Consider the following 24,371-nt stretch of genomic DNA (forward strand, 5'->3'; position numbering starts at 1 on the left):
ACTATCGATCCCCAATGGGGATAAAAACAGGTCGCTATAAATAGCAGAAGCGATCAAGGTTGGCAATTATTCCTCAACATGCCTTGACAAGCCTGTGAGGAAAAGCGTATTTGGGCGCCAGCTAAGAGCTTTCCTATAACAGCAAATTGCGCCTTACTTTACAACTCCACAGCCAGTGGCTTTTTCAATGACATGCCATCGGATGATAACTGCGCTTTATAACAAAGCACTTCAACCCCGCTCTGCTGAGCCTGTGCCAGTAGTTCTGCGTAGCGCGCATCAATATGACGCGCCGGGGAAACGTCCTCAATCCCCGAGTGCAAAACGGCAAAAAACAGAACCGCACGCTGACCATTTTCAGAAATCTTCGCCAGTTCGCGAAGGTGCTTTTGGCCGCGTTCGGTAACCGCATCCGGAAAATACCCTTTACCTAGATGGAGTAGCGTCACGGATTTGACTTCAATATAGCAGTTTACCCGATCCTCCGCCTGTAACAGAAAGTCGATGCGGCTCTTTTCTGCGCCGTATTTCACCTCAGCGCGGATGTCGGTGTAACTGGAAAATTCTGGAATCGCGCCGAGCGCGAACGCTTCTTTTACTAAGCTGTTGGCTCTCAGCGTGTTCACACATATCCAGTCGCCTTGCTGTGTCTCGGTCAGTTCCCAGCTGTGCGGGTATTTCCGCGTCAAACTGTCGGACGTGGAGTACCACACGGTGTCGCCTGGTGTGGCGCAACCGGTCATCGCACCGGTGTTGGCACAGTGTATTGTCAGCGTTTCGCCGTCGGGTGTGACAACATCGGCCAGAAAACGTTTGTAACGCTTTATCAGCGTTGCCGACTGTAGCGCAGGGCTAAATCTCATATCACTTCCTGTGTTAACGCCCATTCTGCGAGCTGCTGATAGCGGGTTCGGCCACCGGCGTAAACGGACTGAAACAGCGCGAAGCGCTCGACGCGAAACGGCCAGCTAAAATTGCGTGGCGGCAACGAGACGGGCTGCGTAGCGTTGCGCAGTAATGTGACATGCGGATGAAAGGGCATCGGGCTTTGATAACACCCACTTCTGGCTGCCTGCGATCGCAACAGTTCCGCCAGTTGCAGCAATCCACGCGGCGACTGTTTTGGCCCCAGCCAGACCACGCCGGAGCGCGGCCAGTGCCCGGCATCATCCAGCGTCAGCGTAAACGGACGCTGTTGGATGCGGCCCGCCAGCTGCGTTAACGCACCGGCCTTTTCATCACTGATTTCACCGAGGAACGCCAGCGTCAGATGTAAATTCGCCGCGGCGACCGGACGACCGGCCCCGGCGGGGAAGGTGTCAGCACGCCACTGAATGACGCTCTGACTGATTTCATCCGGCAATGCGATGCCGAAAAACAGCCTTTTTTGCTCACTCATGGGGCTCTCCGGTTTTCCAGAAACAGGGATGCTACAATGCCCGGCTATTTATGACCATGACGTTATGGAGCAAAAACGTGAGTTCATTACCGGTGAGTGCCGTATTACCCGAACTGCTTTCGGCGCTGCGGACCTCTTCGCAAGTGCTGCTGGCGGCACCTACCGGCGCAGGCAAATCCACCTGGCTGCCGCTGCAAATCCTGCAGCAGGCGGATTTTAGCGGACGTATTTTGCTGCTGGAACCCCGTCGGCTGGCGGCGCGGAATGTTGCACAACGACTGGCCGAATTACTCGGGCAGCAGCCCGGCGACACCGTTGGTTACCGCATGCGTTCTGAAAGCCGTGTCGGGCCCACTACGCGGATAGAGGTGGTGACCGAAGGGATCCTCACGCGCATGTTGCAGCAGGACCCGATGCTGGACGGCGTTTCGCTGGTGATCCTTGATGAATTCCATGAGCGCAGTCTGCAGGCAGATCTTGCGCTGGCGCTGCTGCTGGACGTGCAGCAAGGCCTGCGTGATGACCTCAAAATCCTGCTGATGTCCGCCACGCTGGATAATCAGCGGCTGCAGCAGTTGCTGCCTGACGCGCCGATGATCGCCTCTGAAGGCCGTTCTTTTCCCGTCGACCGGCGCTATACCTCGCTGGCCACCCACCTGCGTTTTGATGAGGCGGTGGCAAAGCAGGTCAGCCAACTGCTGCGGGAAGAGTCCGGATCGCTGTTACTTTTCCTGCCGGGCGTTGGCGAGATCCAGCGCATCCAGACCCAGCTTGCCTCACTGATCGGCAATGATGTCGATCTCTGCCCCTTATATGGCGCGCTGCCGCTGAGCGAGCAGCGAAAAGCCATCCTGCCGGCGCCAGCAGGGCGGCGCAAAGTGGTGCTGGCCACCAATATTGCCGAGACCAGCCTGACCATTGAAGGCATCCGCCTGGTGGTGGACAGTGCGTTAGAACGCACCGGCCAGTTTGATCCTCGCAGCGGATTAACGCGTTTGCAGACGCAACGCGTCAGCCAGGCGTCGATGACCCAGCGTGCCGGACGCGCCGGACGACTGGAGCCCGGAATTTGCCTGCATCTGACGGCGAAAGAGCAGGCCGAGCGGGCAGCGACGCATGCCGAAGCGGAGATCCTGCACAGCGATCTGGCCTCGCTGTGGCTGGACCTGCTGCAGTGGGGCTGTCATGACGTCAGCCAGTTGCAGTGGCTGGATACCCCGCCGGAGAATAATCTGATTCAGGCCCGAAAATTATTACAGCAGTTAGGCGCGACGGATAAAACGGGTATGCTGACCGCGAAAGGCAGAAGCATGGCCAATCTTGGCAGCGATCCCCGTAATTCTGCGCTGTTAGTGGAGGCCGGCCGCGATGCGGACCGAGCCGCCACCGCGGCCCTGCTGGTGGCTATTCTGGAAGAGCCTGCGCGGGGAAGCGCCGACCTTCGCGACAGTTTTCACCGCCGACAGCCCAACTGGCTGAAGCGCGCCACCCAGTTGCAGCGGCGATTGAAGGTGACCGGTGGCACTGCGGACAGCGACCTTATCGTGCCACTGCTTGCCGGTGCGTTTCCCGACCGCATTGCCCGTCGGCGCGGTTCAGAAGGACGCTATCAGCTGGCGAACGGGATGGGCGCCATGCTGGATAATGACGCGGCGCTGACCCGCTACGAATGGCTGATTGCACCGGCACTTTTACAAGGCAGCTCACAACCTGACGCGAGAATGCTTCATGCCATGCCGTTCGACATTGACAGCCTGACCAGCGAATGCCCACAGTTGCTGGATCGCCGCACGGAAGTGGAATGGGATGAAGAACGCGGTACGCTGCGGGCCTGGCAACGGCAGCAGATCGGCGAGCTGGTCATTAGCTCGCAACCGCTGGCTAAACCCGACGAGGCCGAACTGCATCTGGCGATGCTGCGCTGGATCCGCAGCAAAGGGTTATCGGTACTGAACTGGACCCCGCAGGCGGAACAGCTGCGGATCCGGCTGGTTTGCGCCCGCCAGTGGTTAGCGGAAGAAGCCTGGCCTGCGGCCACAGAGGCGGACCTGCTGGCGTCGCTGGAGCACTGGTTGTTGCCGGCGATGGGGGGCGTGCGTGATGGCCGGGGCTTGAAGCAGCTGGATATTGTCGGGGCTTTATTACAATTGCTCACATGGTCACAGCGTCAGCAACTGGATACTGTCCTGCCAACTCATTACACTGTGCCGACCGGAAGCCGGCTTCCGATCCGATATGATGAAGAGAAGCCCCCGGCGCTGGCCGTTCGCCTGCAGGAAATGTTTGGCGAAGCGCAAAATCCCGCGGTCGCGGGTGGGCGAGTCCCTCTGGTGCTTGAGCTGCTTTCACCGGCTCAGCGCCCGCTGCAAATTACCCGCGATCTCGCCGGGTTCTGGCAGGGTGCGTACCGCGAGGTACAAAAAGAGATGAAAGGACGCTATCCAAAACATGCCTGGCCCGATAACCCGGCAACCGCGCTGCCGACGCGGCGTACCAAAAAATTCTCGGCACCTTCCTGAAGGAAGCGGCTGGAGTACGCATTTCGGAAGGTTCCAGTTCCGAAGCTTATTGAGTAAGAACACAGTAGTCGGCTTTGCCGACGGCAGTTCCCGGAGAAGAAAAACGAATGTCTGACGATCGCGAACCGATTGGGCGCAAGGGAAAACAGCCCAAACCCCCGCGCAAGGTGGCGGGCAAAGGTCGCCGCAGGGATGATGAGCACGATGATTATGATGATTTTCAGGATGATGACCATGAAAACGAGGAGGTAGAACCGGTGCCACGTAAAGGAAAAGGGCGTCCACCCGGTAAGAAAAGAGGCTGGCTGAGCTTATTGATTAAGCTATTGCTGGTCTTTATCGTGGTGATGGCCGTGTACGGGGTTTACCTCGATTCACAAATTCGCAGTCGTATTGATGGCAAAGTCTGGCAGCTGCCGGCCACCGTGTATGGCCGTATGGTCAACCTTGAGCCGGGCATGTCCTACAGCAAGAAAGAGATGGTCGCCCTGCTGGAAGGCACACAGTATCGTGAAGTGACGAAGATGACGCGTCCTGGCGAGTTTACCGTGCAGGCCAACAGCATTGAGATGATCCGCCGTCCGTTTGACTTCCCGGACAGCAAAGAAGGGCAGATCCGCGCGCAGTTAAGCTTTAGCGGCGACACCTTAAGCGAGATCAAGAACCTCGACAGCGGCCGTGACTTCGGCTTCTTCCGCCTCGATCCGCGTCTGATCACCATGCTGCAATCGCCAAACGGCGAGCAGCGTCTGTTCGTCCCGCGTGCCGGCTTCCCGGACTTGTTGGTCGACACCCTGGTGGCAACAGAAGACCGTCATTTCTATCAGCATGACGGTATCAGCCTGTACTCGATTGGCCGTGCGTTCCTTGCCAACATCACTGCCGGTAAAGCCGTGCAGGGTGGCAGTACCTTGACGCAGCAGCTGGTGAAAAACCTGTTCCTGACCAACGAGCGTTCGCTGTGGCGTAAAGCCAACGAAGCCTATATGGCGCTGATCATGGATGCGCGTTACAGCAAAGACCGCATTCTTGAGCTCTATCTGAATGAGGTGTACCTCGGCCAGGCCGGCAACGATCAGATCCGCGGCTTCCCGCTGGCCAGCCTTTACTACTTCGGCCGTCCGGTTGATGAGCTGAGCCTCGATCAGCAGGCATTGCTGGTTGGCATGGTAAAAGGCGCGTCACTGTATAACCCGTGGCGTAACCCGAAACTGGCCCTCGAGCGCCGCAACCTGGTGCTGCGTCTGTTGCAGCAGCAGAAAGTGATCGACCAGGAGCTGTATGACATGCTCAGCGCCCGTCCGTTAGGCGTGCAGCCTAAAGGCGGCGTGATCACCCCTCAGCCAGCCTTTATGCAGATGGTGCGTAACGAACTGCAGGCCAAGCTGGGCGATAAAGTCAAAGATCTCTCCGGGGTGAAAATCTTCACCACGCTGGATCCGGTCTCACAGGATGCGGCCGAGAAATCGGTGGAAGACGGCATTCCGGCGCTGCGTAAACAGCGTGGGCTGAAGGATCTGGAAACCGCGATGGTGGTGGTTGACCGCTTCAGTGGTGAAGTACGTGCGATGGTTGGCGGTGCCGATCCGCAGTTTGCCGGTTATAACCGTGCGCTGCAGGCGCGTCGTTCTATCGGCTCTCTGGCAAAACCGGCCACCTATCTGACGGCGTTAAGCCAGCCAGATAAGTACCGCCTGAATACCTGGATTGCCGATAACCCGATTGCGCTGAAACAGCCTAATGGCCAGGTGTGGAAACCGGAGAACGATGACCATCGCTTTAGCGGTCAGGTGATGCTGGTGGATGCATTAACCAACTCGATGAACGTTCCGACGGTCAACCTGGGGATGACGCTTGGGCTGCCACAGGTCATTGATACCTGGACCAAACTGGGCGTGAGCAAAGATCAGCTGCAGCCGGTGCCTTCAATGCTGCTGGGTGCGCTGAACCTGACGCCAATTGAAGTCGCGCAGGCCTTCCAGACCATCGCCAGCGGCGGTAACCGTGCCTCGCTATCCGCGCTGCGTTCGGTGATCGCTGAAGACGGTACCGTGCTGTATCAGAGCTTCCCGCAGGCTGAACGTGCGGTTCCGGCTCAGGCCGCTTACCTGACGCTGTATGCTATGCAGCAGGTTGCGGATCACGGTACGGCACGTGCGCTGGGTGCCCGTTATCCGAAGGCTCATCTGGCCGGGAAAACCGGGACCACCAATAATCTGGTCGACAGCTGGTTTACCGGTGTCGATGGCAAAGAGGTGACGGTGACCTGGGTTGGGCGTGATAACAACCAGCCGACCAAGCTCTACGGCGCCAGCGGTGCGATGCAGATTTATCGCCGCTATCTGGATAACCAGGCACCGATGCCGCTAACGCCAACGCCGCCGGAAGACATTGCGCCGATGACGGTGGATTCAGCCGGTAACTTTGTCTGTGGCACCGGCAGCAGCACCTGGCGAACGCTGCCAGTCTGGACCACCGATGCCAGTGCGCTGTGTCAGCAGCAACAGCAGCAGGTTCAGCAGCAACAACAGTTGCAGCAACAGCAGCAGAGCGAGCAGAAAGACAGTAACGGTGTGGCGGGTTGGATTAAGGATATGTTCGGCAAGTAATCCTTCTGACCTGAAGAAGCCGGCTCATGATGAGCCGGCTTTTTTTATGCCTGTCAGATTGCGCTGGGCCTGAATGATCACCGGTAAAAGATCATAATTCGCCTCTTAGACGCAACATCCTGTTCAATGCGTCATTTCCCACACTTAACATGCGGTTATTCCTAAGCCAAACGGCCTGCCAACCGGGCATTTCTTCTTGCAGAAACGCCGCCAGTTCGCATATTATCCAATCGTTATAATAATAATTCTCGTTTACGTTTACATTCAATCAATCTCATTCAGAGAAATGCTAAATGGCTACTTTGTCTTTTGATCGTTTATCTTTGCCAGTGAATACCTCAAAACGTCGTCTGGCTCTCCTTGTTGCAATGACGATCTCCTCTTCTGCTTATGCTGCCAGTGAACAAACCTTGACGGTTAGCGCCGATGCGAACAGCACCGCGCCGCAAGAGAGTGCCTGGGGACCCGCCCCAACCATCGCGGCGAAGCACAGTGCTACCGGCACCAAAACCGATACGCCGATCGAAAAGAATCCTCAATCTGTCTCCGTGGTGACCCGTCAGGAGATGGATACTCATCAACCAATGTCAGTGAAGCAGGCGCTGGGTTACACGCCAGGTGTGACAGTGAGCAGCCGTGGCGCTTCCAATACATATGACTTTGTTATTATTCGCGGATTCTCTTCACGCGGCCTTAACCAGAATAATTATCTGGATGGGCAAAAGTTGCAGGGCGACTTTTATAACGATGCAGTGATCGATCCCTATTTCCTGGAGCGCGTTGAGTTAATGCGCGGCCCAACCTCGGTGCTTTACGGAAAAAGCAGCCCGGGCGGGATCATTTCGATGGTCAGCAAGCGTCCGACGACTGAGCCACTGCGCGAAATCCAGTTCAAAATGGGCACGGATAACCTGATGCAAACTGGTTTCGATTTCAGCGATTCGCTGGACGATGCCGGAGAGTTCTCCTACCGCCTGACCGGTTTGGCTCGCTCTGCCAACGAACAGCAGACCAATGCGGAAACACAGCGTTATGCCATTGCGCCTTCCTTCAGTTGGAAGCCGAATGACAAAACCAACTTCACCTTCCTCTCCTATTTCCAGAATGAACCAGAAACCGGTTACTACGGGTGGTTACCGAAAGAGGGAACGGTTGAGCCATTACCGAATGGCGGCCATCTGCCGACAAACTTTAATGAAGGTGCGAGCAACAACAGTTATTCGCGCAACCAGAAAATGGTCGGCTACGCATTCGAACATGGTTTTAATGACACCTTCACCGTACGTCAGAATCTGCGTTATTCAGAGATGAAAACCTCTCAGCAAAGCGCATATGGCACTGGGCTGTGTAATAACAGCATGAATGGTTTCAACAGTTACTGCCAGGCACTGACTCCAGCCCAGCAGGCTCATTATCTGGGCCGCGGTACTGTTGTGGCTCAGGAACGTTTGCAAAACTTCAGCGTGGATACCCAGTTGGAGAGCAAATTCGCTACCGGCGATCTGGGCCACACTCTGTTAACGGGCGTTGACTATTCGCGGATGCGTAACGATATCAGCGCAACCTATGGCAACGCGCCAGCCCTGGATCTGGATAATCTGCCGTCGATGAGTGATGTCGATTTTGACAACGCTGAACCCTACCAGATGAACGAGTCGAAGCAGACTGGCATTTATGTTCAGGATCAGGCTGAGTGGGACAAATGGGTGTTTACGCTCGGTGGACGTTACGATTGGTCTACTCAGGCGACTACCGTGCGTGCTGATAACGGTTATGTTGAGCGCAACGACCGTCAGTTTACCTGGCGTGGTGGTGTGAACTATCTGTTTGATAACGGAGTTTCACCTTACTTCAGTTACAGTCAGTCATTCGAACCTAACGCATTTAGCCTGTTCAGCGATCCACGCGTGGCATATGCGCCATCAAAAGGTGAACAGTACGAAGCCGGCGTGAAGTTTGTGCCAAAAGACCGTCCAATTGTGATGACCGCAGCCGTCTTCCAGTTGACCAAAAGCGATACGCTGACGGCGGATCCAACCAACGCTCTGAACCAGGTTCCATCAGGTGAAATTCGTGCTCGCGGTGTTGAGCTGGAAAGCAAGGCTGCGCTGACACCTAACATCAACATGACCGCGTCATACACTTATACCGAAGCCGAGTTCACTAAAGACACCACCCTGAAAGGCAATACGCCAGAGCAGGTGCCTAAACACATGGCTTCATTGTGGGGTGATTACACCTTCAATAGCGGTGCAATCAGTGGGTTGACTGTCGGTGCTGGCGGACGCTTTATCGGATCAAGCTACGGCGATCCGGCGAACAGCTTCAAAGTAGGCAGCGCTGCAGTGATGGATGCTGTAGTGAAATATGACCTTGGACGTTTCGGCCTGTATGGCTCCAGCCTGGCAATTAACGTGAACAACCTGTTCGATCGTGAATACGTGGCCAGTTGCTTCCAGACTTATGGTTGCTTCTGGGGCGCGGAACGCCAGGTCGTTGGAACAGCGACCTTCCGTTTCTAATCTTTAAATCGGGCGCGGTTCGCCGCGCCCACCAATCAGAAGACCGCTATGTCTCATCCGCACGCTACAGAAACAATCTTCTCGCTTGATCATGCCTCGTTTACCGTCCCGGGCAGAACGCTGTTGCAGCCGCTGTCACTGACCTTTCCTGCCGGGAAAGTCTGTGGCTTGATTGGCCACAACGGCTCCGGGAAATCGACGCTGTTAAAGCTGCTTGGCAGACACCATCCGGCCACAGAAGGCCAGGTTCTGCTGAACGGTAAAACGATTTCAGAGTGGCAAAGTAAAGCGTTCGCCCGTGAGGTGGCCTATTTGCCGCAGCAGCTTCCGCCGGCTGAAGGTATGACGGTGCGCGAGCTGGTGTCGATGGGGCGTTATCCCTGGCATGGCGCGCTGGGCCGGTATGGCGCAGAAGATCGTGAGCGGGTCGAGGAAGCGATTACGCTGGTTGGACTTAAGCCTTTTGCTCAACGCCTGGTAGACAGCCTCTCCGGCGGGGAGCGTCAACGTGCCTGGATAGCGATGCTGGTGGCACAAAACAGCCGCTGCCTGTTGCTGGATGAGCCGACCTCGGCGCTTGATATCGCCCATCAGATTGAGGTGCTGGCGCTGATCCAACGTCTGGGCCGTGAGCGCGGACTGACGGTGATTGCCGTCCTGCACGATATCAATGTTGCCGCTCGTTACTGCGACCATCTGGTGGCGTTGCACAGTGGTCGGGTGATCGCCCAGGGCGATGCCATTGAGATTATGCAGGCCGATGTGCTGAACAAAATTTATGGTATCCCGATGGGGATCCTGCCTCACCCTAACGGCGGTGCGCCGGTGAGCTTCGTTTACTAAGGGTTTCCATGCCGGACTTAATTCGCCGACGCCTGCTGATGGCGATGGCACTTTCCCCGTTGTTGCCAGCCTTGCGAACGCAGGCTGCCGCCTCTGTCGACACGCAGCGCATTATCTCGCTGGAGTGGCGGCCGACGGAGCTGCTGATGGCCCTCGGCGTGCCGCCGATGGGTGCCGCTGAACTCTACAACTACGGTCTTTGGGTGGGTGAGCCTGCGCTGCCGGCTTCGACGGTGGATGTCGGGCTGCGAACCGAACCGAACATCGAACTGATGATTCAGATGAAGCCCTCGTTGCTGCTTTACTCCTCTGGCTATGGTCCTTCTGTCGACACCCTCAACAAGATTGCCCCAAGCATGGGGTTTGCCTTCAGTGACGATCGCGGCAAGCCGTTGACCGTCGCCCGTGAGTCGCTGATGCAGCTCGCCAGGCGGTTAGATCGGGTGCCTGTGGCACAGAAGCACCTCGCGGAATATGACGACTTTACCGCGCAGATGAGAAATCAGCTGTCCCATCGGCCAAAACGCCCGGTGCTGTTGATGTCGGTACTGGATCCCCGCCACACGTTGGTGTTTGGCAAAGGCAGTTTGTTCCTGCAGGTAATGGGCGATCTGGGGCTGGAAAATGCCTGGCAAGGCGAAACTAATTTCTGGGGCAGTGCGGTGATTGGTATTGAACGCCTGGCGTCGATTGCTGAAGATGTGGACGTGGTCTGCTTCGATCATGGCGAGGATCTGATGATGGCGCAGGTGACGTCGACGCCGCTGTGGCAGTCGATGCCTTTCGTGCGCAAAAATCGTTTCCACCGCGTTCCTCAGGTGTGGTTCTACGGCGGCACGCTGTCTGCGATGCGCTTTAGCCGGCTGTTGAGCAGTGCACTGGTGACCGCATGAAAACCACACTGCGTTTCCCATTCCTTCTGCTGACCGCCTTGCTGCTGGTGACCGCCGGACTGACCTTTTACAACCTGAACCAGCATTTACCCGTCGCGCAATGGCGCGAGGCGTTCTATTCAGCGGATCCCGATCGCGTGGATCAGATGGTGTTTCACTTCAGCCTGCTGCCACGGCTGACGCTGTCGCTGCTGGTTGGCGCGGGGTTGGGGCTGGTCGGTTTGCTGTTCCAGCAGGTGCTGCGCAACCCACTGGCCGAACCCACCACGCTCGGCGTGGCGACCGGCGCACAGCTGGGCCTGACGGTGGTTACCCTCTGGAACCTGCCCGGTGGCCTGTTTACCCAGCAGATCGCCGCGATGGTCGGCGCGATTGCCGTCGGACTGATCGTGTTTGGTATCGCCTGGGGCAAACGCCTCTCGCCGGTGACGCTGATCCTTGCCGGGCTGGTGATGTCGCTCTATTGCGGCGCGGTGAATCAGATCCTCGGGCTGTTCAATCACGAACGGCTACAAAGCATGTTTCTGTGGAGTACCGGCACGCTGAATCAGATGGACTGGCACAGCGTCAGCTTTATCTGGCCGAAGCTGCTGGTGGGCTTTGTGCTTTCGCTGCTGCTGCTGCGCCCAATGGCGCTGATGGGACTGGATGACGGCGTCGCCAAAAATCTGGGACTGGCCTTATCGGCTGCCCGGCTTGGCGTGCTGGCACTGGCGATTGTGCTGAGCGCACAACTGGTCAACGCCGCAGGGATCATCGGCTTTATTGGCCTTTTCGCGCCCCTGTTGGCAAAAATGCTCGGTGCCCGGCGCCTGTTGAGTCGGCTGTTACTGGCACCGCTGATTGGCATGTTGCTGCTGTGGCTGGCCGATCAGATCGTGATCTGGCTGACCGATAACTGGCAGGAAGTCTCCACCGGCACCGCAACTGCGCTGATTGGCGCGCCGCTGTTGCTGTGGTTACTGCCTCGTCTGAAGACGGCGGGGACACCGCCATCGACCAGTTATGGCGACCGCGTTCCGGCTGAGCGCAATAATGTCTGGCTGTGGGCGGCCATCGGCGGCGGCGTGCTGCTGGTTCTGTCGATTGTGGCGTTAAGCTTCGGTCGCGATGCTCAGGGCTGGAGCTGGGTGTCCGGCGATCTCTGGCAACAGCTGTTGCCGTGGAGAATGCCGCGTCTGGTCGCCGCCATCGCCACAGGCATGATGCTGGGCGTGGCGGGATGCATTGTCCAGCGTCTGACCGGCAACCCAATGGCCAGCCCGGAAGTTCTGGGGATCAGTTCCGGCGCGGCTTTTGGCGTGGTGGTAATGCTGTTCCTGGTGCCTGGTGATGCCTTCGGCTGGCTTCTGCCGGCGGGAAGCCTGGGTGCGGCGGTGACGCTGCTGATCATTACGGTGGTTGGCGGACGCGGCGGATTCTCGCCCGAGCGGATGCTGCTGGCGGGAATGGCGCTGAGTACCGCTTTTGCCACGCTGCTGCTGATGCTGTTAGCCAGTGGCGATCCGCGCATGGCGAACCTGATGACCTGGATCTCCGGGTCGACCTACAGCGTTGATGCGGCGCAGGCGTGGCGCACGGTGATAATCACCGTGGTGCTGTTGGCCCTGGTGCCACTCTGGCGCCGCTGGCTGACGCTGCTACCACTGGGCGGAGAGACCGCCCGTGCGCTGGGTGTGGCGCTGAAACCCTCGCGCTTTGCTCTGCTGCTGTTGGCGGCCGGATTAACCGCGGCGGCGACGCTGACCATTGGTCCGCTGAGCTTTATCGGTTTGATGGCGCCGCATATTGTCAGAATGCTGGGCTTCCGCCGCGCGGTGCCGCAGGTGGTCATGGCCGCGCTGATGGGCGGGGGGTTAATGGCGATAGCGGACTGGAGTGGTCGGATTGTGGCCTTCCCGAACCAGATCCCGGCAGGGCTGCTGGCGACGTTTATCGGCGCACCTTACTTTGTTTATCTGTTGCGTAAGGTGTGAGGGCAAAAACCCGCCGCTAAAAAAAACGCCAGACGAGTCATCGTCTGGCGTTTTTTTATGGGCAACGTGCTATCCGCTGGGCGGAAGCACGTTGGTCAGCGCGATGGCGATCAGGCCAGTTTAGCGAAGCACCGGCGTGCCGCATCTACCGTGCGCTCGATATCCTGCTGGCTGTGCGCCAGAGACATAAAGCCCGCTTCGAAGGCCGACGGTGCCAGATATACGCCTTCTTCCAGCATCAGATGGAAGAACTTCTTGAAGCGCTCGACGTCACACTCAGTCACGTCCTGGTAGCTGGTCACTTCTTTCGCCGACGTGAAGAACAGACCGAACATGCCGCCAACGTGGTTCATCACCAGCGGGATCCCGGTTTCTTTCGCTGCCGCCAGCAGGCCGTCCGCCAGTTGCGTGGTCAGCGCGGTCAGCTTGTCGTGGCTGCCAGGCTTGGCAATTTCGCTCAGGCAGGCAAAACCCGCCGCCATGGCAATCGGGTTGCCGGACAGCGTTCCCGCCTGATACACCGGGCCAGTCGGCGCCAGCGCTTCCATCACGTCACGGCGGCCACCAAAGGCGCCTACCGGCATGCCGCCACCGATAATTTTTCCGAGGCAGGTCAGATCGGGCTTCACGCCGTAATGCGCCTGAGCGCCAGCCAGCGCCACACGGAAGCCGGTCATCACTTCATCAATAATAAACAGCGCACCAAATTCGTCGCACAGCGCACGCAGGCCTGGCAGGAAGTCAGCATGCGGTGGAATGCAGTTCATGTTGCCGGCAACCGGCTCAACGATGATACAGGCGATTTCGTGCGGGTATTGCTCAAAGGCCGCGCGCACCGAATCCAGATCGTTGTAGGTACAGGTCAGCGTATGCTTGGCGAAATCCGCAGGCACGCCCGGAGAATTCGGCTGGCCCAGGGTTAACGCACCTGAACCGGCTTTTACCAGCAGGCAGTCAGCATGGCCGTGATAGCAGCCTTCGAACTTGATGATCTTGTCACGGTGAGTGAAGCCACGCGCCAGACGGATCGCGCTCATGGTCGCTTCAGTCCCTGAGTTCACCATACGCACCATGTCCATGGTGGGCACCAGGTCGGTGACCAGCTTCGCCATCTTCACTTCCATCTCGGTCGGCGCACCGAAGCTCAGGCCGCGTTGGGCCGCTTCAATCACCGCATCACGGATGGCAGGATGGTTATGACCCAGCACCATCGGGCCCCAGGAGCCGACGTAATCGACGTACTCTTTGCCATCGGCATCATATAAGTAAGCGCCGTCAGCGCGTTCAATAAAGAGCGGTACGCCGCCAACGCCGCTAAACGCGCGCACCGGGGAATTCACGCCACCGGGAATTAGTTGCTGCGCCTGAGCATACAGATTTTCAGACTTACTCATGGTTCCGCTCCTGAGGATGCATTAAGAAAAACCCGACCATTCTAAGGGAACATGGGGGGCGGATAAAAGGCAAGTCGCGCTTTTGACACGATTAGAGAGGAATTTTCCCCGGGACATCGCCACGCAGCGGAGTAAGATATTGGCCTGCCTTTACTGAACAATGAACAGGATATGAACGAGACGACGTCATCTACTGAGCAGTTGAACACCGTACCGGCGCGGCGCGGCGACTTTTTACGCCTGCTGCTGCGCAAGGATAAAACACCCGCTGCGGTGTTGATTGTGGCGGGTATTGTTGGCACCCTGGCGGGCCTGGTCGGGGTGGCGTTCGAAAAGGCCGTCAACGCGGTGGTCAGCCAACGCCTGTCGATGCTGGCCACGGTGGAGAAGCACTGGGTGCTGGTGTTCCCGTTAGCGTTCATTCTCTCTGCGCTGCTGGCGATGGTGGGTTACTACCTGGTCAGGCGCTTTGCGCCGGAAGCCTCAGGTTCTGGCATCCCGGAAATTGAAGGCGCGCTGGAAGAGTTACGTCCGGTTCGCTGGTGGCGCGTGATCCCGGTTAAGTTTGTCGGCGGCATGGGCGCGCTGGGTGCGGGCATGGTGCTGGGGCGGGAAGGGCCGACCGTTCAGCTGGGCGGGAATATCGGCCGCATGGTGCTGGATATTTTCCGCATGAAAAGCACCGAAGCCCGCCACTCGTTACTGGCCACGGGCGCGGCTGCCGGACTGTCCGCCGCGTTCAACGCGCCACTGGCCGGCATCCTGTTTATTATCGAAGAGATGCGGCTGCAGTTTCGCTACAGCGTTATCTCGATCAAGGCCGTTTTTATTGGCGTCATCATGTCGAGCATTGTTTTCCGCATCTTCAACGGTGAAGGCGCGGTAATTGAAGTCGGCAAACTGGCGAATGCACCGGTGAATACGCTCTGGCTCTATCTGCTGCTGGGAATGCTGTTCGGTGTGGTCGGCGTGCTGTTTAACACGCTGATTTTCCGCACTCAGGATATGTTCCAGCGCCTGCATGGTGGCAACATGCGCAAAGTCCTGATTATCGGCGGCGTGCTGGGCGGTATTTGTGGCGTGTTGGGCGTGATTGAGCCAGAAGCGGCGGGCGGGGGCTTTAACCTGATCCCGATTGCCGCAGCCGGAAATTATACCGTCGGCATGCTGCTGTTTATCTTTATCACCCGCGTAGTCACCACGCTGCTTTGTTTCGGCTCCGGCGCGCCGGGCGGTATTTTTGCCCCGATGCTGGCGCTGGGCACGCTGCTCGGCACGGCGTATGGCATGGCCAGCGCTTCTCTGTTTCCGGCCTATCATCTGCAGGCCGGTACGTTTGCCATTGCCGGAATGGGGGCGCTTTTCGCCGCTTCGGTGAGGGCGCCGTTGACCGGGATCGTGCTGGTTTTGGAAATGACCGACAATTATCAGCTTATTCTGCCGATGATTATTACCTGTTTAGGGGCAACCTTACTGGCACAGTTTCTTGGCGGCAAACCGCTCTATTCCTCACTTCTGGCGCGCACACTGGCAAAACAGCAGCAGAAAGATGATGACAAAGTGGCAGCACAGAGTGCCACGCAGGCGGCAGTGAAAACGGCGGATACTTGATTGCTATACTTGTGTATAAGATAATGATGCGATAGATGGTCGATTTATGACCTGGCAGGCAACCGCCTGAATGCATACTGGAGTATTAAATGAGTGACGATATAGCTCTGCCCCTGCAGTTTACTGAAGCAGCGGCCAGTAAAGTCAAAAATCTGATTTCAGACGAAGAGAACCCGGATTTGAAACTGCGTGTGTATATCACCGGTGGTGGCTGCAGCGGTTTCCAGTACGGCTTTACCTTCGATGATAAGATCAACGATGGCGATATGACCATTGAGAAAGCGGGCGTGTCGCTGGTTGTAGACCCGATGAGTCTGCAGTATCTGGTTGGCGGCGCAGTCGATTACACCGAAGGCCTTGAAGGCTCCCGGTTTATTGTGACCAACCCGAACGCGAAAACCACCTGCGGCTGTGGTTCTTCGTTCAGCATCTGATGATGTTGCCCCGGCGGCTTAAGCCGGGGTTCCTACCATTCTACCGTAATCAACTTCGACGCTTCCCGGTCCCGACTCTTTGCAGAGAGTACCGTTTCAGTCACTTTTGGCTGGGCCGATAGCTGCTGGCCGCAGTTTACTGAGGGTGAGTTTGCTGGTGTCGTGCTTTGCCCGTCAATGTGACATTGCGAGTAAATGGTCAGTTTGACCCCAATGCTGCCCGTTATGGACGCAGCACAGGCATGACCAGCCATCATAAGGCCAAGGGCCAGATAAACGGCTTTCATTGTATGTTCTTTCCTGGTGAAGAAAAATCAGGGCTTTCGCCTAAAAATTGGGCAGCGAGAATAAAATATTTCGCCGCCTCGTTATTTGATTAACGACAAATTTTGTTGAAACTTTAACCGGCTTTGATGCGGTTTTTAAGGTTTCAGGGTTTTTGCTCTGGATGCAGTTGGCTGCACAATTGTTGAGCTGCCAGCATAATACGGGGTCCGGGGCGACTGAACCAGTCATCATTAACAATAATCACCGGTACCGTTAATTGCGGACGCCAGAAGTTTTCGACTTCTGCGGGCGTTGCCTCTCCTCCCGTCACAATGACGTCGGGTTTACGCATCAGCACCTGCTCGCGGCTCACCTGCGGCCAGGCGACCCGACTGTCAGCAAAGATATTCTCCCCACCACACAGCTGCAAAATCTCATTCTGCACCGTTCTGCCCGAGGCGGTGAACAGAGGATGCTGACCAAACTGTAAAAATACCTTCTTCTTTGGCAGGCCAGCATAGCGACGGCTCAGGGTTTGCTGCTGATGAAGCAGACTATCCGCGGCCGCATTGGCCTTCGCCGGATCGGGGCTCCAGTTCTTAAGCTGCCGCAGGTTGGCTATTACTTCAGAAACGCGGGTGGCGTCAATCCACACGACTTTGACGCCAAAGGCGCTGAGTTGATCCACCTGACGGCTGGGGTTGCCGCTGCGCCAGGCCAGCACCACATCAGGCTTGAGGGCCAGAATGCGTTCGGTATTAATGCCCTGCCAGTTTGCCACTTGCTCAATGTGCGTCGCGGCAGGCGGATAATCGGACCAGGCGCTGACGCCAACTGGGGTAATCCCGGCAGCGAACGCCAGTTCTGTCAGGTTGGGGGCCAGGGTGACCACCCGGGGCGATGCCGCTGCTGTGGCAAAACAGGCCAGCAGCAGCAGACAGGCGAAGAAACGCTTAGCCACGTGACAAATTGGTCAGCAGGGTTTCTACCATCAGAGAGGATTGTTTTGCCGCGACCACCAGGAATTCATCAAAGCTCAGGTGCGATTCTTGATCGGCCACGTCGGAAATGGCACGAACCACTACAAACGGCACGTCGAACTGATGGCAGACATGGGCAATCGCCGTGGCTTCCATTTCGACACCGATAGCATCTGGGAAGGTAGAGCGAATGCGCGCCAGCGGTTCAGCACCATTAATGAACGCATCACCACTGACCACCAGACCACGAACCGCGTGCAGGCCGAGTTGTTTAATACAGGCTTCAGCCGCTTCGATCAGTTTTGCATCCGCAGTGAAGGCCGCCGGGCAACCCGCCATCTGACCTGGCGCATAGCCAAAAGCAGTCACATCCGCATCGTGATAACGCACTTCATCCGACACCACGATGTCGCCCACTTTCAGTGATGGCGCCAGCCCACCCGCAGAGCCGGTGTTGATAATAAAATCGGGTTTGCAGAGTTGCAGCAGCAAGGTCGTTCCGAGCGCGGCAGAGACTTTACCGATGCCCGATTTCAGCAGCGCAACCTCAACGCCATTGAGCGTCCCGGTATAAATTTCGCAGCCTGCCAGCGTCAGCGTTTGACGGTTTTCAATCTTGTCGCGCAGCAGAGTCACTTCCTGCTCCATTGCACCAATAATGCCTGCTTTCATAGGGATACTCGCTAATGTTGTGGAATTAATCTGTGGTTTCGGCGCATAGTCTATCATGGCAGGATGAAAGGCATCACGCGTACCAGGCTTGAATCTGGTGCCGGACAACGGGAAGCAGGCATGACCGAAATCGACTTCAGAAAAAAGATCAATTATCAGCGCCGTTATCGCCCGATGCAGGGAATGAAAGACGAGCATGAGATTCTGCGTATTTTTGAGAGCGACCGCGGGCGCATTATCAATTCGGCGGCTATCCGCCGCTTGCAGCAGAAGACCCAGGTTTTCCCGCTTGAACGCAATGCCGCCGTTCGCTCAAGGTTGACTCATTCCCTTGAAGTGCAACAGGTTGGACGCTATATCGCCAAAGAGATCCTGACCCGTCTGAAAGAGTCAGGACAGCTGGAAAATTACGGTCTGGATCAGCTAACCGGTCCGTTTGAAAGCATCGTTGAAATGGCCTGCCTGATGCACGATATCGGCAATCCGCCTTTCGGCCATTTTGGTGAATCGGCGATCAATGACTGGTTCCGTCAGCGGATGGATAACGATTTTCTCCCGCCAGACGATCGCGCAGACCGTTGTGAGCCGGAAGTCCTGCGCTATCAAACCGATGGCTTTAACGATCTTCGTGCAAAGATTCGTCAAGATTTATCCCAGTTTGAGGGGAATGCGCAGGCGATCCGCATGGTGCATTCGCTGTTAAGAATGAACCTGACCTGGGCACAGGTGGGCTGTATTTTGAAATATACCCGTCCGGCGTGGCACAGAGGAAAAATTCCGCCAGGCCACGATTATCTGATGAAAAAACCGGGATATTATCTGGCGGAAGCAGAATACGTCGCCAGATTACGCAAAGAACTGGATCTTCAACCGCACTGTCGCTTTCCATTGACCTATATCATGGAAGCCGCGGACGATATCTCTTATTGCGTGGCCGATCTTGAAGATGCGGTTGAAAAAAACATTTTCAGCGTTGAGCAACTTTACGAGCACTTATATGCATTATGGCCGAGCCACAAGCCGAATGATTTATTCAATCTAGTGGTAACCAACGCGCTGGATAAATCCAGAAGTTCCCAAACCAGCCGCAGCAGTGAAGATCAGTTCTTTATGTATTTGCGGGTGAATACGGTTTCCCGCCTGGTGCCACATGCGGCCAGCCGCTTTATTGATAATTTGCCGGAAGTCTTTGACGGGAAATTCAATGGCGCACTGCTGGAAGATGGGAATGCCCAGAGTCAGTTACTGGAAATTTTCAAAAAAGTTGCCTTTCGTCATGTATTTAACCATCCTGACGTTGAACAGCTCGAGCTGCAAGGCTATCGGGTGATCAAAGGGCTGTTGGATATTTATCACCCTTTACTGATGCTGAGTCAGGACGAATTTGCCGAACTGATCGAAAAAGATTACTTAAAAGGCTATCCGATTGAGACACGCCTTTTCCATAAATTGTCGACGCGCTTTCGTCTGGCATATAGTGAGGCCGTGGGTCGTCTGGATAATCGCGCGGGCGATATCGCTATCTGGGAATATTATTACCGGGCGAGAATGCTGCAGGATTACGTCAGCGGAATGACGGATTTATATGCATGGGATGAGTATCGCCGCCTGATGGCGGTGGAATAACGTTTACGCCCGGTTGAATTGTAAAGCCAGAGAATAAATATTTACCTTTGGCTGAAACTTTTTCATGAACTTAGCGTTAAAACGTGAATCTCATCATCACGACCACAGCAATGGTTGCATAATTGGACACTAGAGAAACAGACGCATGAAAAAAACACTTTTAGCAAGCGCGTTGGCTCTGAGCCTGGGAATGGCGATGACCCCGCTGGTTGCTTCCGCAGCCGAAACCGCTTCTTCCTCCAGCCAGCAGCTGCCAAGCCTGGCTCCGATGCTCGAAAAAGTGATGCCCTCCGTTGTGAGCATCAATGTTGAAGGCAGTACCACGGTGAAAACGCCGCGTATGCCACAACAGTTCCAGCAGTTCTTCGGTGATAACTCGCCATTCTGTCAGGACGGCTCGCCATTCCAGAGCTCTCCGATGTGTCAGGGCGGCGGTGCGCAGGGCCAGGGACAAGACCAGGGCCAGGATCAGGGCGGAGCCGGAACCCAGCAGGAGAAATTCCGTGCGCTGGGCTCGGGAGTGGTGATTGATGCCGCGAAAGGCTATGTCGTGACCAATAATCATGTGGTCAACAATGCTACCAAAATCCAGGTTCAGCTGAGCGACGGCCGCAAATATGATGCGAAAGTCATCGGCAAAGATCCAAGTTCAGATATTGCGTTAATCCAGCTAAAAGATGCCAAAAACCTGACGGCCATTAAGATTGCTGATTCTGACGATCTGCGTGTGGGCGACTACACCGTGGCGATCGGTAACCCGTATGGACTGGGTGAAACGGTCACCTCCGGGATCGTTTCTGCATTAGGACGCAGCGGCCTTAACGTTGAAAACTACGAAAACTTTATTCAGACCGATGCCGCAATCAACCGGGGTAACTCCGGCGGCGCGCTGGTCAACCTTAACGGTGAACTGATCGGTATCAATACCGCGATCCTCGCACCGGACGGCGGCAACATCGGCATTGGCTTCGCTATCCCAAGTACCATGGTGAAAAACCTGACCGCGCAGATGGTTGAATATGGCCAGGTGAAACGCGGCGAGCTGGGCATCATGGGTACCGAGCTGAACTCCGAGCTGGCGAAGGCGATGAATGTCGATGCCCAGCGTGGGGCGTTTGTCAGCCAGGTTCTGCCGAACTCTTCCGCTTCTAAAGCGGGCGTGAAGGCGGGTGACGTGGTGACGTCGATCAACGGTAAGCAGATCTCCAGCTTCTCCGCACTGCGTGCGCAGATTGGATCGCTGCCGGTGGGCACCAAAATGTCGCTGGGCTTGATCCGTGACGGTAAGCCGGTGACGGTGAACGTTGAGCTTCAGCAAAGTACTCAGACCAAAGTGGAATCGGCAACGATCTACACCGGCATTGAAGGCGCCGATCTGAGCAACTTTGACGAGAAGGGCACCAAAGGCGTTAAGGTCGATAACGTGAAGGCCGGCTCTGCCGCTGCACGCATTGGTCTGAAGAAGGACGATGTGATCCTCGGCGTTAACCAACAGGCGATTGCGAATCTTGGCGAACTGCGCAAGATCCTCGATACCAAACCTTCAGTACTGGCGCTGAATATTCAGCGTGGTGACAGCACAATCTACCTGCTGATGCAGTAAACCCTCAGGTGCCGGCGACCGTCGCCGGCACCGCTTTATGCCCGCGTTAATCCCTTCTCTTTGTGATGCTCCCCGCAATTTTCACAGACTAAACGCCGCTTAGTGCAGATGCACAATGTACCGTCGGTATTGCACAGGTATGCTGACTGAATAACGCTTTTCAGGAGCAGTGAATGGCTACCTATCATCTCGATGCCCGCCTGGCACAGGACATTGTCGCCCGCACCATGCAAATTATTGACAGCAATGTCAATGTGATGGATGCGCGTGGCCGGATCATCGGCAGCGGTGACCGCGAACGTATTGGTGAAATGCACGAAGGCGCGCTGCTGGCGTTATCGCAGGCGCGCGTGGTGGATATCGACGAAGGCGTGGCGAAACATCTGCACGGCGTTCGGCCCGGCATCAATCTGCCGATGCGCATCGACGGCGATATTGTTGGCGTCATCGGTCTCACCGGCGCGCCAGAAACCTTAAGGCATTATGGCGAGCTGGTCTGCATGACCGCGGAAATGATGCTGGAACAGGCCCGCCTGCTGCATATGCTGGCGCAGGACAGCCGTCTGCGAGAAGAGCTGGTGCTGAACCTGATCCGCAGCGACACGCTGTCGCCCGCGCTGGTGGAATGGGCGCAGCGTCTTCGCATCGACCTTAACCAACCCCGGGTTGTGGCGGTCGTTGAAGTGGACAGTGGCCAGCTGGGCGTAGACAGCGCAATGTCGGAACTGCAGCAGCTGCAAACGCTGCTGACCACGCCCGAAAGGGACAATCTGATTGCCATAGTTTCCCTGACCGAAATGGTAGTGCTCAAACCGGCGTTTAACGCCCATGGCCGCTATGACGCCGACGATCACCGCAAGCGGGTGGAGCTGCTACAGTCACGCATGACCGAAAGTGGCCATCTGCGGATGCGTATCGCCTTAGGGAATTTCTTCACCGGGCCGGGCAGTATCGCCCGTTCGTACCGTACCGCGCATACCACCATGGTGGTGGGCAAGCAGCGGATGCCCGAGCAACGCAGCTATTTCTATCAGGACCTGGTGTTACCGGTACTGCTCGACAGCCTGCGTGGAGGCTGGCAGGCCAATGAACTTTCTTTGCCGCTGGCGAAACTCAAGTCGATGGACAACAATGGATTGCTGCGAAGAACGCTGATTTCCTGGTTCAGCAATAACGTCCAGCCGTCGGCGACCGCTAAAGCGTTGTATATCCACCGTAATACGCTGGAATACCGTCTGAACCGCATCTCTGAGCTGACCGGGCTTAACCTGAGTAATTTTGACGACCGCTTGCTGTTGTATGTTGCGCTGCAGCTTGATGAACAGCCTTGAGTGAGGGAAGGGCAGGGAAGGATTAAGCGAAAGACGTTGCGACGTGACGCGTAGGGATACTGCGGAAGGGAATATTTCAGGCATAAAAAATGGCGGAGTGATCTCCGCCTTTCTGTTGCAGATTACCGGTAATTAACGGCCGCTGCGGGTCAGCTTTTCCAGATCGGATTCGATCTCGCTGATTTTGTTGGAAACCACGTGCTCCAGATGGCGCAGGTCTTCCAGAATTTTACGTTTCAGATCCACTTCAACCTGGTCGCGCTGACAAATCTGGTCCAGCTCATCAATCACATAACGCAGGTTCGGGCTGATTTCCTGAATTTCTTTGTAACCCTGGCTGGCGTTATCGGCCACCACGGTTTTGCGCTGACGTGGGTATTTAAACTTCACGCTTTTGGCAAAGAACTCGCCTTTATCCTTACGGAAATAGATTTTCAGGATGTCGTTGCTGGCTTCCTGACGCAGGCTGTAACGGTCGATGTCGTCAGGAGAAGAGATGCCCAGACCTTTCAGATTGTCATACATAATGTCGTGTTCCTTTGCGGGAGATTGTCGATTCGGCTGCGCGTTACAAATCCTGCGTTAACCCTGCATGCCTGTACTTGCGTACTGCATGTACGCTGCGGTGGCAGTGCCTGGTCGCGATGTCTTTGCTGAGCTCGCTCATCCCGTACTCAAGGTGAAAACTGTGAAATCTGGAGGCGATGGGGGAGCGTCTGTGCGCTTAACGGCGCGGATTATCGCTCAGTTGTTGCGCAATAGCATCAGTTATTTCGATGCGCGAAACAGGTAGTTGTCGGGGGAAGTGTAAAGAAAAGATTACGGGCCACTGAAGGTGGCCCGGATGACGTTAGTCGATGGTGCGCAGCAGCTCATTGATGCCGACTTTCGCGCGGGTTTTCGCGTCCACTTTCTTCACGATAACCGCACAGTACAGGCTGTAGCTGCCGTCTTTCGAAGGCAGGTTACCTGAAACGACAACAGAACCTGCTGGCACGCGGCCATAGGTCACTTCACCGGTTTCGCGATCGTAGATTTTGGTGCTCTGGCCGAGGTACACGCCCATGGAGATCACCGCGCCTTCTTCAACGATCACGCCTTCAACCACTTCTGAGCGCGCGCCGATAAAGCAGTTATCTTCGATGATGGTTGGGTTAGCCTGCAGTGGCTCAAGTACGCCACCGATGCCCACGCCGCCAGACAGGTGAACGTTTTTACCAATCTGCGCACAAGAACCCACGGTCGCCCAGGTATCCACCATTGAGCCTTCATCAACATACGCACCGATATTGACGTAAGACGGCATCAGCACGGTGTTACGGGCGATATAGGCACCCTGACGCACGGCGGCGGGTGGCACAACGCGGAAACCTTCTTTCTTGAAGCGCGCTTCATCGTAGTCAGCAAACTTCATCGGAACTTTGTCGTAGAAACGGCTTTCTGCACCGTCAATCACCTGATTGTCATTGATGCGGAACGAGAGCAGCACGGCTTTCTTCAGCCACTGATGCGTCACCCACTGACCGTCGATCTTTTCTGCGACACGCAAGGCACCGCTGTCCAGCAGGGCGATAACCTGGCTGACCGCTTCGCGGGTGACGGTGTCGGCGTTAGCGGGGGTGATCTCAGCGCGACGCTCGAAAGCGCTCTCAATAACATTCTGTAATTGTTGCATTAATTCAGATTTCCTGT

19 protein-coding genes are annotated in these 24,371 nt (G+C 56.3%); 12 read left to right on the forward strand and 7 right to left on the reverse strand.

What is annotated here, in order from left to right:
- Positions 1–158: 158 nt before the first annotated feature.
- Both sfsA and thpR read right to left on the reverse strand, forming a co-directional pair.
- A complete protein-coding gene (gene sfsA, locus E2F51_RS11320) occupies positions 159–863 on the reverse strand; it encodes a DNA/RNA nuclease SfsA (RefSeq protein ID WP_134823497.1) in 705 nt (234 codons plus the stop codon).
- A complete protein-coding gene (gene thpR, locus E2F51_RS11325; protein ID WP_013200825.1) occupies positions 860–1,399 on the reverse strand; it encodes an RNA 2',3'-cyclic phosphodiesterase in 540 nt (179 codons plus the stop codon). Before thpR ends, sfsA begins: the two co-directional genes overlap by 4 nt.
- 56 nt (positions 1,400–1,455) lie before the next feature.
- On the opposite strand from thpR, the gene hrpB reads away from it, so the two are divergent.
- The 6 genes from hrpB to fhuB all read left to right on the forward strand — a co-directional run bounded on the left by hrpB (position 1,456) and on the right by fhuB (position 12,761).
- Positions 1,456–3,918, forward strand: a complete 2,463-nt coding sequence (gene hrpB, locus E2F51_RS11330; protein WP_134824859.1) for an ATP-dependent helicase HrpB — start codon at positions 1,456–1,458, stop codon at positions 3,916–3,918.
- A gap of 107 nt (positions 3,919–4,025) precedes the next feature.
- Complete coding sequence (gene mrcB / locus E2F51_RS11335; protein WP_134823498.1) at positions 4,026–6,527, forward strand: bifunctional glycosyl transferase/transpeptidase; 2,502 nt, start codon at positions 4,026–4,028, stop codon at positions 6,525–6,527.
- A 293-nt stretch (positions 6,528–6,820) separates the two neighbouring features.
- The gene (gene fhuA / locus E2F51_RS11340) at positions 6,821–9,049 is read left to right on the forward strand and encodes a ferrichrome porin FhuA (protein WP_134823499.1); all 2,229 of its coding nucleotides are present in this window, start codon (positions 6,821–6,823) and stop codon (positions 9,047–9,049) included.
- Between the two features lie 48 nt (positions 9,050–9,097).
- Positions 9,098–9,892, forward strand: coding sequence for a Fe3+-hydroxamate ABC transporter ATP-binding protein FhuC (fhuC, locus tag E2F51_RS11345; RefSeq protein ID WP_134823500.1), 795 nt, complete (start codon positions 9,098–9,100; stop codon positions 9,890–9,892).
- 8 nt (positions 9,893–9,900) lie between these two features.
- Entirely contained in the window at positions 9,901–10,785 is an 885-nt protein-coding gene (gene fhuD, locus E2F51_RS11350) for a Fe(3+)-hydroxamate ABC transporter substrate-binding protein FhuD (RefSeq protein WP_134823501.1), read from the forward strand.
- Positions 10,782–12,761 (forward strand): Fe(3+)-hydroxamate ABC transporter permease FhuB, encoded by a 1,980-nt coding sequence (gene fhuB / locus E2F51_RS11355; protein ID WP_134823502.1) that lies wholly within the window; start codon positions 10,782–10,784, stop codon positions 12,759–12,761. Before fhuD ends, fhuB begins: the two co-directional genes overlap by 4 nt.
- 110 nt (positions 12,762–12,871) lie before the next feature.
- On the opposite strand, the gene hemL is transcribed toward fhuB, so the two are convergent.
- Positions 12,872–14,155 (reverse strand): glutamate-1-semialdehyde 2,1-aminomutase, encoded by a 1,284-nt coding sequence (hemL, locus tag E2F51_RS11360; protein WP_013200832.1) that lies wholly within the window; start codon positions 14,153–14,155, stop codon positions 12,872–12,874.
- A 171-nt stretch (positions 14,156–14,326) separates the two neighbouring features.
- Between hemL and clcA the strand changes: the two genes are divergently transcribed.
- The 3 genes from clcA to E2F51_RS23955 all read left to right on the forward strand — a co-directional run bounded on the left by clcA (position 14,327) and on the right by E2F51_RS23955 (position 16,580).
- Complete coding sequence (gene clcA / locus E2F51_RS11365; RefSeq protein WP_134823503.1) at positions 14,327–15,766, forward strand: H(+)/Cl(-) exchange transporter ClcA; 1,440 nt, start codon at positions 14,327–14,329, stop codon at positions 15,764–15,766.
- An 89-nt stretch (positions 15,767–15,855) separates the two neighbouring features.
- Positions 15,856–16,200, forward strand: a complete 345-nt coding sequence (gene erpA / locus E2F51_RS11370) for an iron-sulfur cluster insertion protein ErpA (RefSeq protein WP_041691911.1) — start codon at positions 15,856–15,858, stop codon at positions 16,198–16,200.
- Positions 16,201–16,367: 167 nt separating this feature from the next.
- Positions 16,368–16,580: a hypothetical protein gene (locus E2F51_RS23955; protein ID WP_157868005.1), complete on the forward strand. Its 213-nt coding sequence runs from the start codon at positions 16,368–16,370 to the stop codon at positions 16,578–16,580.
- A 50-nt stretch (positions 16,581–16,630) separates the two neighbouring features.
- Here E2F51_RS23955 and btuF read toward each other — a convergent pair whose 3' ends face one another.
- Positions 16,631–17,428 (reverse strand): vitamin B12 ABC transporter substrate-binding protein BtuF, encoded by a 798-nt coding sequence (gene btuF, locus E2F51_RS11380; RefSeq protein ID WP_134823504.1) that lies wholly within the window; start codon positions 17,426–17,428, stop codon positions 16,631–16,633.
- Positions 17,421–18,119 carry a 5'-methylthioadenosine/S-adenosylhomocysteine nucleosidase gene (gene mtnN, locus E2F51_RS11385; RefSeq protein ID WP_013200836.1) on the reverse strand — a complete coding sequence of 233 codons (699 nt, stop codon included), beginning with the start codon at positions 18,117–18,119 and terminating at the stop codon, positions 17,421–17,423. The genes btuF and mtnN overlap by 8 nt, the downstream gene beginning before the upstream one ends.
- Before the next feature lie 120 nt (positions 18,120–18,239).
- Here mtnN and dgt point away from each other — a divergent pair, with 120 nt between their 5' ends.
- The 3 genes from dgt to E2F51_RS11400 all read left to right on the forward strand — a co-directional run bounded on the left by dgt (position 18,240) and on the right by E2F51_RS11400 (position 22,679).
- Entirely contained in the window at positions 18,240–19,745 is a 1,506-nt protein-coding gene (gene dgt / locus E2F51_RS11390; protein ID WP_053140755.1) for a dGTPase, read from the forward strand.
- Positions 19,746–19,890: 145 nt separating this feature from the next.
- Positions 19,891–21,348: a serine endoprotease DegP gene (gene degP / locus E2F51_RS11395; RefSeq protein WP_013200838.1), complete on the forward strand. Its 1,458-nt coding sequence runs from the start codon at positions 19,891–19,893 to the stop codon at positions 21,346–21,348.
- A gap of 173 nt (positions 21,349–21,521) precedes the next feature.
- Positions 21,522–22,679 carry a CdaR family transcriptional regulator gene (locus E2F51_RS11400; RefSeq protein ID WP_013200839.1) on the forward strand — a complete coding sequence of 386 codons (1,158 nt, stop codon included), beginning with the start codon at positions 21,522–21,524 and terminating at the stop codon, positions 22,677–22,679.
- Between the two features lie 132 nt (positions 22,680–22,811).
- Here the strand turns inward: E2F51_RS11400 and E2F51_RS11405 are convergent, their stop codons facing one another.
- Positions 22,812–23,204, reverse strand: coding sequence for a DUF3461 family protein (locus tag E2F51_RS11405; protein ID WP_013200840.1), 393 nt, complete (start codon positions 23,202–23,204; stop codon positions 22,812–22,814).
- A 325-nt stretch (positions 23,205–23,529) separates the two neighbouring features.
- Positions 23,530–24,354 carry a 2,3,4,5-tetrahydropyridine-2,6-dicarboxylate N-succinyltransferase gene (gene dapD, locus E2F51_RS11410; RefSeq protein WP_013200841.1) on the reverse strand — a complete coding sequence of 275 codons (825 nt, stop codon included), beginning with the start codon at positions 24,352–24,354 and terminating at the stop codon, positions 23,530–23,532.
- Positions 24,355–24,371: the final 17 nt, after the last annotated feature.

This window comes from Erwinia sp. QL-Z3 (assembly GCF_004551645.1).
GTDB lineage: Bacteria > Pseudomonadota > Gammaproteobacteria > Enterobacterales > Enterobacteriaceae > Erwinia > Erwinia billingiae.

Coding starts and splice junctions, on each gene's coding strand:
- hrpB (WP_134824859.1), top strand. CDS start 1,456: ATGACGTTATGGAGCAAAAACGTGAGTTCATTACCGGTGAGTGCCGTA.
- E2F51_RS11405 (WP_013200840.1), bottom strand. CDS start 23,204: ATGTATGACAATCTGAAAGGTCTGGGCATCTCTTCTCCTGACGACATC.
- E2F51_RS11400 (WP_013200839.1), top strand. CDS start 21,522: ATGGCTACCTATCATCTCGATGCCCGCCTGGCACAGGACATTGTCGCC.
- hemL (WP_013200832.1), bottom strand. CDS start 14,155: ATGAGTAAGTCTGAAAATCTGTATGCTCAGGCGCAGCAACTAATTCCC.
- mtnN (WP_013200836.1), bottom strand. CDS start 18,119: ATGAAAGCAGGCATTATTGGTGCAATGGAGCAGGAAGTGACTCTGCTG.
- fhuC (WP_134823500.1), top strand. CDS start 9,098: ATGTCTCATCCGCACGCTACAGAAACAATCTTCTCGCTTGATCATGCC.
- dapD (WP_013200841.1), bottom strand. CDS start 24,354: ATGCAACAATTACAGAATGTTATTGAGAGCGCTTTCGAGCGTCGCGCT.
- thpR (WP_013200825.1), bottom strand. CDS start 1,399: ATGAGTGAGCAAAAAAGGCTGTTTTTCGGCATCGCATTGCCGGATGAA.
- sfsA (WP_134823497.1), bottom strand. CDS start 863: ATGAGATTTAGCCCTGCGCTACAGTCGGCAACGCTGATAAAGCGTTAC.
- fhuB (WP_134823502.1), top strand. CDS start 10,782: ATGAAAACCACACTGCGTTTCCCATTCCTTCTGCTGACCGCCTTGCTG.
- dgt (WP_053140755.1), top strand. CDS start 18,240: ATGACCGAAATCGACTTCAGAAAAAAGATCAATTATCAGCGCCGTTAT.
- degP (WP_013200838.1), top strand. CDS start 19,891: ATGAAAAAAACACTTTTAGCAAGCGCGTTGGCTCTGAGCCTGGGAATG.
- erpA (WP_041691911.1), top strand. CDS start 15,856: ATGAGTGACGATATAGCTCTGCCCCTGCAGTTTACTGAAGCAGCGGCC.
- clcA (WP_134823503.1), top strand. CDS start 14,327: ATGAACGAGACGACGTCATCTACTGAGCAGTTGAACACCGTACCGGCG.
- fhuA (WP_134823499.1), top strand. CDS start 6,821: ATGGCTACTTTGTCTTTTGATCGTTTATCTTTGCCAGTGAATACCTCA.
- fhuD (WP_134823501.1), top strand. CDS start 9,901: ATGCCGGACTTAATTCGCCGACGCCTGCTGATGGCGATGGCACTTTCC.
- mrcB (WP_134823498.1), top strand. CDS start 4,026: ATGTCTGACGATCGCGAACCGATTGGGCGCAAGGGAAAACAGCCCAAA.